The following is an 8,641-nucleotide window of genomic DNA, read 5'->3' as shown; positions in this document are numbered from 1 at the left end:
GAGGATCAGCAATGCATCGAAGATGCAGATTCAAGCTCTACTGGAGGAGTCAGAACGGTCTCGATGTGATCGACTGACATTCGGGACACCGCGTTTCGTCGGAAAAGGCGGTGAGAGACTGCTGGCTCATCGCCCACCTCCGTCGGCGACGAGTGCCGTCACCTCGGGGTCGCTCACCGACTCGACGACCCGCTCGAAGTCCGCCTTCGGCACTCGCCAGACTTTCGCTTCGGCATCGAAGCGAGCGGTGGGCAGCTCCGAGAAGAACCGCAAGAAGGTCTTGAACGAGTCGGTATCCATATTGCCTGTGCTACTGAATTGGACCGTGGGAGCCGTCCCATCGCCGTGCGCAGCATCGTGGCACTGACGGCACAGGAGGGCGAGGTTGGACAGCCTGTTCGACCCTCCTTGGCCGCGCGGAACGATGTGATGCACGTCGAGCGTCACGTCGGGGCCCGATGCACCACAGTTGACACACTGACTTCGATCCCGTTCGTGGACGGCCTCCCGTGTTTCATCCTTCATTTCGATCTCCTTGCCGCCGCAGACGACAGTGATGCCTCTGGCTGATCTGGATTCTCAGGGCATCCGAGCGGGCTGAGACACCCGCTCTGCCTTCGACGACAGTATCCAGTTTGGACCGATGGTTAATAAACGTCCAGCTCGCCTATATGCTCATATTAGTTAAAAAGAGGGATAAAGCTCACACATAAATTGTGAACTTTTATATCTAAGATTCGTTGTGAGAGTATGTCAGTCAGTTGGTCCACACTACGGAGGTATGAAGTAAGTGATAGGGTGACGATATTGATCAAGTACAAGCCGTTTGATCTCGAACGAGATTTCGTCGGTGAACAACGAATAGAAGTAGTCGATAATCAGATCGGTCAGGCTCATTCTACAAAGGATCGCTATATTGCACGAGCAATTCGCATCCTAATAGAGTGCTACGATATTAAACCTCGTCAAGAATATAGTGATAGTGTTCCGCTTGAACTTGCTCTTGAGGGTAATCCTTCTATCGCGATCTATCTTTGTGGAGCACGGGATTACGGGATCTCGGACGTAGCAGAGATAATGGATATCTCAGAAGACACGGTCGAGAAGTACATTATGCGGCACGACTCGTCCCCATATTGGTCTTCTAGACCAGATTATGAAGCCAAATTTGAGGTTGAGTAATTCGTCGGTCAGGTAGCTCCGTGCGTCGATGACGCGGGCGTACTCCTGACCGACGGGTATCCCCCAACACCGAGATACTCCTACTCCACGCCCTCTATCCCGAGGGCGCGGACCCTGAAGCGCGTCGTCCGCGCCGCGGATCCGACGGCGTCACGTCGACCCCGTCGACTGACGCCGAGGACTCCGCAAGCGGCGACCGCTTCACACTCTCCTTCCCTCCGTATGATCCATTGAGGCGGGGACAAGATTGAAGTTCGAACCGTGAGACGTTAGGGCCGACCGCACGACGGCGTCTCCCCGACGGTGCGAGACGACAGGTGTTATGGGCTAATCCGCCTGTCGCTACCGATTCCGAGGGTGCGAGGTGACGAACACGACGGATTACGGCATCGACGGTTCCGCCGACGGTGTTATGCCGTGCGATAGAAAGCGAATCCGTCGCGTCACGCTACCTGAACGTCCTCGCCTCGGGGAGCGACGGCCGACGGGCGATGCTCGCGCGCGTCGCCGACACCGACGCCTACGGCGAGACCGCGGTCGCGCTCCGGAAGGCGCTCAACACCGCCGCGATGACCGGCAACGTCGACGAGGGGCTCCGCCGGGTCGCGCGCGACACCCCCGCCCAGGACTCCCTCACGCCGTTCCTCCTGAAGTTCCGCGAACACGCCGAACAGGGCCCCGACGCGCTCTCGGAGTACCTGGCGATGGAGAGCCGGATGCTCCGCCACCAGCAGGACCGCGACCGCAGCCGCGCGCAGGGCTTCCTCGAACTGCTGGCCGAGCTCTTCGTCGTCCTCCTGGTCCTCCCGGCGCTGCTCGTGATCGTCCTCACGGTGATGAGCGTCGTCTCGCCGTCGCTGTCGTCCGCGGTCGGAACGCCGCTCGGCCCCGTCACGGTCCGCGCGCTGGCGGTCTACGGGAGCGCGGCGTTCATCGTCCTGGTCGGCCTCGGGACCGCCGGCCTCGTCGCGCGGCTCCGCCCGCCGGACCAGCAGGTCGACTACGACCAGCCGGCGACGACGCTCGGCGTCCTCCGGACCGCGACGATGAACCCCGCGAGCGCCGTCGTCGCGTTCGCGCCGCTCGGCGTCGCGGCCTGCGTCGCGTCGCTCTTCCTCGGCGTCGACGCCGTCGTCTCGCTGCTCGTGGGCTACGTCGGCTTCGCGATCCCGGTCGGCCTCGTCGCCGTCCGCCGCTCCCGGCTCGACGACGGCAAGGACCACGAACTGAAGGACTTCGTCCACGCGATCTCCGGCCACGTCAACCTCGGCCGGCCTTTCTCCGAGGCGGTCGAACACGTCGCCCGCGACGTCGATCTCGGACCGCTGAACCCCGACGTCGCCGACCTCTCGCTCAACCTCCACCTCACGACGCCGACCGACCGGACCGAGACCGACCTCCGGACCGCCGCGCTGGACCGCTTCGTCGACCGCGTCGGCACGCCGATGGCCGAGCAGACCGTCGGGCTCGTGATCGGCGCGCTCGACGCCGGCAGCGACACGGGCGTCATCTTCGAGACGCTCCAGGGCGAGGTCGGCCGGCTGTACCACGAGAAGCGCGCGCTCCGCTCGGCGATGCTCGTCTACGTCGCCGTCGGCTGGACGACCGCCCTGCTCGTGATCGGGATCAGCGTCGCCACGAGCGCGACCGTCTTCGCGGGCTTCGACCGGCTGGCCTCGATGTCGTCGCTCTCGGGCGTCGCGGTCGACCCCGCCGGCGTCGACCTCGCGCGGGACCAGTACCGCGTGTACGTGGCGACGCAGGCGACGATGCTCGCCTCGGGGTGGTTCGCGGGCGTCGCCAGCCGCGGGCGGTACGAGGCGCTCCTCCACTCGGGCTGCCTGGTCGCGGTCTGTCACCTGGTCTTCGCGGGGGCGGGGTTGGTGTGACTGGCCTCGTCCGGCGGGGGCCCGGCACCGACCCCGACCCCGACCGGGCCCAGACGGCCGTCGTCGGCGTCGCGATCCTCCTCGGGCTCACCGTCCTCGCCGTCGCCGGCCTGTCGGCCACCGCGGGCTCGATCGTCGAGGACGGCGCCGCGTCGGCGACGGCGACCCGGGTCGCGGACGATCTCGAAACCGCGCTCGGGCCGGCGTCCGGCGCGCGGACGACGACGCTCGCGCTCGATTCCGGGTCCATGCGCGTCGTGAACCGCTCGGTGTGGGTCCTCGGCGAGGGCGGAGTCGTCTGGGCCGGCCACGCCGGGGCGATCGTCTACGCCGACGGTGGCCACCGCGTCACGGGCTTCGCCGGGGCTGTCGTCCACCGCGACGACCGCGGGCGCCGCCTCCTCGCGCCGAGTCGGCTCGCGCCCGCGGACGACGCGCTGTATCTCGGCGTCCCGGTGCTGAACGCCAGCGGCGCCGACGGCGTCGCCACCGGCGGCCACGGGCTCGACGTGGCGCTCCGGACCGACGCGCGGGCTCGCCGGATCGACCTGCCGCCCGGGCGCTACCGCGTCGGCTTCGAGACCGAGACCCCGGCCGCGTGGGAGCGCCACCTCCGCGAGCGCGGAGCGACGACGACCCGCCGCGACGTCGACGGCGACGGCGTCCCGAGCGTCGTCGCCGCGTTCGACGGGCCGCGGCGGGTCCACCTGATCGTCCACGACGTCCGGCTCCGGGTGGCGGTGGGCCGATGAGCCGGCGGAGTTGCGGGTCGGGGGCGCGGTCGGTGACACCAGCGCAGTGCCGCGGTTCCGGACTCGATCGCGGGCTCTCGCCGGTCGTCGGCAAGACGCTCGAACTCGGGGTCGGCGTGCTGTTCGTCGCGCTCCTGACGGCGACGTTCTTCGGCGGGCTCGTCCCGGAGTACCGCACCGCCGTCGGCGCCGAACTGGGCGAGCGGGCGACCGTGGCGGCCGCCGAGCGGGTCGAGGCCGCCGTTCCCGGGGACCGCCCGGTCGGCGTCGATCGGCGCGTGACCGTTCGGCTCCCGCCGACGATCCGTGGCGATCCGTACCGAGTCGTCGCCGTCGCCGCGGACGGCGGGCCCGCGCTCCGGCTCGTCCATCCCGACCCCGCGGTCGGCGGGCGCGTCCGGCTCGCCGTTCGGGCCGACGCGTCGGTCTCCGGCTCGTGGACCAGCACGTCGCCCTCCCAGGTTCTGGTCTCGACGACCGACCGCGCGGAGGGGGTGGTCTCGGTGCGTCTCGTCGACGCCGAATCGGACCGATCGGGGGACGCGCCGTGACGGACCGCGCGCAGGCGAACCTGATCGGCTTCGCCGTGGCGGTGATCGTCGTCGTGACGGTCACCGTCGGCGGCGCGGGGCTCGCGACCGACGCCCTTGCCGACGCCGAGCGCGAGCCGGCCGCCGTCCACGCCGCGGAGCGCCTGGCCGACTCCCTCGTTGCCGGCGACAGCGCGCACACTCGGGGTCCGAACGTCCTCGACGCGGCGGCCACCGCGAACCTCACGCTCGCCGACGTCGACGCCGCGGCTCCGCCCGTGCGCGGCCGCCCGGTTCGGATCTCGCTCGGCGGCGACGTGCTCCTGGCCCGAGGCGCGTTCGGGGATCGGCACTCCGCTGGCGACGAGCCGGTGCGGATCGTTCGTCGCGTCCGAGTCGAACACGACGCGGCCCGCACCGAGCGGCTCGACCTCCGGACCGAGCGATCGGTCACGCTCGACGACCACGGCGGAAACGCCGCGGTGACGATCGACCCGGTCCCGGGCCAGTCCGTCACGACGGTCCGCGCCGGCGGGCGCGTCGTCCTCCACGACCGGTCCGGACTCGACGGCGAATACGCGGTCCGGCTCCCGTCGACGCGGCCGCTCGCGGTTCGGTTCGAGGTCCGCGGCTCCGGCCTCGGGAGGGCGGGCACGGCGACCGTCGCCTGGGCGGCGCCGACCGGCCGGGACGAACGGCTGGTGGTGGTCGTCGGTGTCTGAGTCCACCGACCGCGGGCAGCTCGCGACCTCGCTCGTCGAGGCCGTGGTCGGCGCGCTGCTGGTGCTGGCGGTCGTCGCCGGGTTCCTCTGGGCTCCCGTCGACGACGGCCGGGCCGACGCCGAGCCGGACCGCCTCGCGGCCGACGCGCTGGCCGTGCTGCACGCCGAGGCGCCCGCGGGATCGGGTCGCAGTCGGCTGACGGCGGCCTGCCGGTCGCCGGCGTCGTTCGCGACCGAGCGCGCTCCCCTGCGGGCCCGCCTGGAAGCGGTGCTTCCCCCCGGGGCGTTCGGACGCGTCGCGACGCCGCACGGATCGGTCGGACCGCCGATCCCGACTACCGTCGTCGAATCCGGCCGGGCGAGGCTCGACGTCGGGCCGTGTGCGGTCGCCCTCCGGGTGTGGTTCCCGTGATGCGTTCGCCACTCCCCGGGCGCGCCGACGACCGCGGCCAGATCGTCCTCGTCTCGGCGGCGGTCGTCGCGGTCGCGCTCCTCGCGATGACGGTCGCGTACGCGCAGCTGGGCTACGACGGCGACCGGGACGCGGCGGCCGACGTCAAGGTGGCGTCGCTCGGGGAGATCGATCGCAGCCTCGCGGGCTCCGTTCGGACGGCCGCGACTGCGGTGACTGCGCGAAACGACGCCGCCGACCGCTGGCGGGACCGCCGCGTCGTCGCCGCGGAGATCAGCGCGGCAGTCGAGTCCGACGTCGCTCGACTCGAACGGGCGCACGCGGCTGAGAGCCGGTCGCTGACGGTGACGTTCGACGACGCGGCGGCGGCTCGCTGGGCCCGCGGGGAGTGCCCCGGTGGTCGCGGACGCGACTTCGGCCCCTGCCGAGCGATCGGGGGCATCGTCGTCCAGGAGCGCGCCGGGACGGCGACGCCCGTCGCGGCCGCGTTCCGCGTCCGAGTCGTCTCTCCGGTCGAGTCGACGCGCGCGACGCTCCTGGTCCGGGTGTGAGGCCGGGCCTCTCCGAGTCACATTCCCGAAACGTAGTTGGGGAGTTGACATTATTCGCTCTTAAGGCCGCCGGACCCGGCGATGTCGACCGATCTCCGGATTCTTCACCGGACTGGTGGTTTGATGTATGATGATCACCTCGGAACGAAACGTCGAAGACACGTATGGCGTGGTACCTCTCCCCAATCTCGGCCCTCGGTTTCGCCGCCGTCGGCGTCCACGCGGCGCTCGTCGCCGTCGGGTGGCGACACCGTGAGTCGCGGTGCGGCCCCGAGATCGCGGCGCTCCACGTCCTCGTCGGCCTCTCGGCGCTGGCGTACGCGATCCAGATCGGCTTCGGATCGGTCGCGATGCAGCGGCGCTGGTGGCAGGTGGCGTTCGCGCTGTCGACCGGCGTCCCGATCCTGTGGCTCGTCGTCGTCGTCCAGTACGTCAGCCGCTCGCAGTGGCTGACGGCCCGGCGCGCGGCGCTGCTCGCGCTCGAACCGCTCGCCGTCCTCGTCGCGACGGCGACGAATCCGATGCACCACCTGGTCTGGACGCTCCCGTCCGGATCGACCGTCGTCGACTCGACCGTCCAGGTCGCGTTCGGGCCGCTCTACTATCTCCACGTCGTCTTCGCCTACACCGCGGTCGCGATCGGAATGGGACTGATTCTTCTGGTCGGGATTCGGATGTCGCTGCTCTACTGGAAACAGGTCGCCGTCCTCGCGGTCGCGCCGCTGCCGCCGTTCCTCTCACACGTCGCGTTCCTGCTCGGTATGAGCCCGATTCCGGGCGTCGATCTGACGTCGTTCACCTTCGCGATCACCGGCGTTCTCGTGGTGCTCGGGCTGTATCACTTCGATCTGCTCGAACGGGTCCCGGTCGCCCGCCGCCGGGCCTTCGAGGCGATGGGCGACGGGCTCGTCGTCCTCGACTCCGACCGCGTCGTCGTCGAGGTCGACGACACCGCCCGCCGGGTCCTCGATCCGTCGCCCGACCCCGGCGACCACGTCAGCGACGTGTTCCCCGAGCACGCCTTCGAGGATCTCAAGGGAACGACGGTCACGGACGGGCGAAGCCGCGCGTACGACATCCGCCTCTCGGAGCTCTCCGACGAGCGGGGCGACGAGGTGGGGTACGCGCTGGCGCTCCGCGACGTCACCGGGCGGCACCGCTACGAACAGCGCCTCGAAGTCGCGAACCGGATCCTACGCCACAACCTCCGCAACGATATGAACGTCGTGCGCGGCTACGCCGACATCGTCGCCTCCGGGACGGCCGACGACGCCGAGCGCGCGGCCGAGTCCATCCTCAGCCGGACGGACGATCTCCTGACCGTCAGCGACAAGGCCCGGAAGGTCTCCGAGCTCAAAGAAACCCACTCGGAGACGCCGACGGTCCACGACGTGACCGAGGTCGTCGCCAGCGCCGTCCGCCGCGCCGCGCGGGGCTACCCCGACGTCGAGTTCGCCTTCGACGGCGACGCCCACGCCCGCGCGGCGCTCACCGATGCCAACTCGATCGGAACCGCGACCGAGGAGCTGATCGAGCTCCTCGTCACCGAGTCCGACTCCGAGGGGCTCCGCGTCCGGGTCAGCGTCGAGCGCGAGGCGACGGCCGACTCGGAGCCGTCGATCGCGGTCCGCTTCGCATCGAGCGGCGACGGCATCCCCGAAGTGGAGCGGCGGGCGCTCGATGCGGGCTCGGAGACGCCGCTCCAACACGCCGAGGGACTCGGCCTGTGGCTCGCGTACTGGTGCGTCATCGAGAACGGCGGCGAGCTCCGGTTCGCCGACGGATCCGGCGGGTCCGCGGGCGACCGCGACGCCCCCGTCGACGGCGATTCGCCCGGCGACGGCGTCGACAGCCCCGCCGAGGGCACCGCCGCCGCAACCGACTTCCGAACGATCGTGACGCTCCGGTTCTCCGAGCCCGACGAGTGAGTGCGCCCCGCCGACGCCGCTGGCGACTCTCTTTACCGAGGCGCGTCCGATACGCCACCAACACGTGGACGCATCGATCGCCCGCCGGCTCGCCGTGGCCCTCCTCGCCGTCGCCGCACTCGCCGCGACGGCGGCGACGATCGACACCACCGTCACCGGCGGGACCGGCGGCGGCCTCGGCGGCGCGTCCGGCGGCGCTCCCGCTGGCGCCCCGGCGCCGCTGATCGACGTTCCGAGCGGAGAGAGCGCCGCCGTCCTGGGCTCCGTCTGCGTCCCGTTCCTGGCTCGGCCGCCCGTCGTCGCGCTCCTCTTCGCGCTCCTCGCGGCGGGCCACTACGCGGTCTACCGTCGATCCGAGTCGCTCGCGACCGTCGTCGCGACCGCCGTGGGGGTCGGGTTCCCGCTCGCACTGCTGTGGGCGGTCCTGGTCTCGTGTCGGCTTCCGACGCTGTCGATCGACGTCGGCTTCGAGTTCGGTCTCGGCGCCGACGGTTTGGGGATCGTTCCGTTCCCCGTCGGGAGCGGCGGGTTCGGCCTCGGCGGGGAGGGAAGCGGCACGGTCGCGACGCCGTCTGCGCTCTTCGGCCTCGCGCTGTTCGTCGCGCTCGCGCTCGCCGTCGTCCTGCTTTTGGCCTCGACGGGGGACGAACTCGCGGGCGACGACGACCCCGCCGA

General features: G+C 70.3%; 7 protein-coding genes and 2 pseudogenes. 7 read left to right on the top strand and 2 right to left on the bottom strand.

What is annotated here, in order from left to right; translation table 11 throughout:
* Positions 1-126: 126 nt before the first annotated feature.
* Positions 127-300, bottom strand: coding sequence for a hypothetical protein (locus ACQUQ0_RS15225; RefSeq protein ID WP_435186338.1), 174 nt, complete (start codon positions 298-300; stop codon positions 127-129).
* A 57-nt stretch (positions 301-357) separates the two neighbouring features.
* A pseudogene (locus ACQUQ0_RS15220) lies at positions 358-525 on the bottom strand (HNH endonuclease); the annotation flags it as partial.
* Positions 526-1,622: 1,097 nt separating this feature from the next.
* Between ACQUQ0_RS15220 and ACQUQ0_RS15215 the strand changes: the two are divergent.
* The 7 genes and pseudogenes from ACQUQ0_RS15215 to ACQUQ0_RS15185 all read left to right on the top strand — a co-directional run.
* Positions 1,623-3,071, top strand: a pseudogene (locus ACQUQ0_RS15215) (type II secretion system F family protein); the annotation flags it as partial.
* Positions 3,068-3,823: a DUF7289 family protein gene (locus ACQUQ0_RS15210; protein WP_435186324.1), complete on the top strand. Its 756-nt coding sequence runs from the start codon at positions 3,068-3,070 to the stop codon at positions 3,821-3,823. The pseudogene ACQUQ0_RS15215 and the gene ACQUQ0_RS15210, both read left to right, overlap by 4 nt.
* Complete coding sequence (locus ACQUQ0_RS15205) at positions 3,820-4,374, top strand: DUF7266 family protein (RefSeq protein WP_435186322.1); 555 nt, start codon at positions 3,820-3,822, stop codon at positions 4,372-4,374. The genes ACQUQ0_RS15210 and ACQUQ0_RS15205 overlap by 4 nt, the downstream gene beginning before the upstream one ends.
* Entirely contained in the window at positions 4,371-5,075 is a 705-nt protein-coding gene (locus tag ACQUQ0_RS15200) for a DUF7263 family protein (protein ID WP_435186320.1), read from the top strand. Before ACQUQ0_RS15205 ends, ACQUQ0_RS15200 begins: the two co-directional genes overlap by 4 nt.
* The gene (locus tag ACQUQ0_RS15195; RefSeq protein ID WP_435186319.1) at positions 5,068-5,487 is read left to right on the top strand and encodes a DUF7262 family protein; all 420 of its coding nucleotides are present in this window, start codon (positions 5,068-5,070) and stop codon (positions 5,485-5,487) included. Before ACQUQ0_RS15200 ends, ACQUQ0_RS15195 begins: the two co-directional genes overlap by 8 nt.
* Positions 5,487-6,038, top strand: a complete 552-nt coding sequence (locus ACQUQ0_RS15190; protein ID WP_435186316.1) for a DUF7261 family protein — start codon at positions 5,487-5,489, stop codon at positions 6,036-6,038. Before ACQUQ0_RS15195 ends, ACQUQ0_RS15190 begins: the two co-directional genes overlap by 1 nt.
* A 164-nt stretch (positions 6,039-6,202) precedes the next feature.
* Positions 6,203-7,966, top strand: a complete 1,764-nt coding sequence (locus ACQUQ0_RS15185; RefSeq protein WP_435186314.1) for a histidine kinase N-terminal 7TM domain-containing protein — start codon at positions 6,203-6,205, stop codon at positions 7,964-7,966.
* Positions 7,967-8,641 lie beyond the last annotated feature (675 nt).

Source organism: Halobellus sp. EA9, from assembly GCF_051195055.1.
GTDB classification, from domain to species: domain Archaea; phylum Halobacteriota; class Halobacteria; order Halobacteriales; family Haloferacaceae; genus Haloquadratum; species Haloquadratum rubicundus.
The sequence above is the reverse complement of the archived record's forward strand: the minus strand, read 5'-3'. Positions and strand labels throughout refer to the sequence as shown.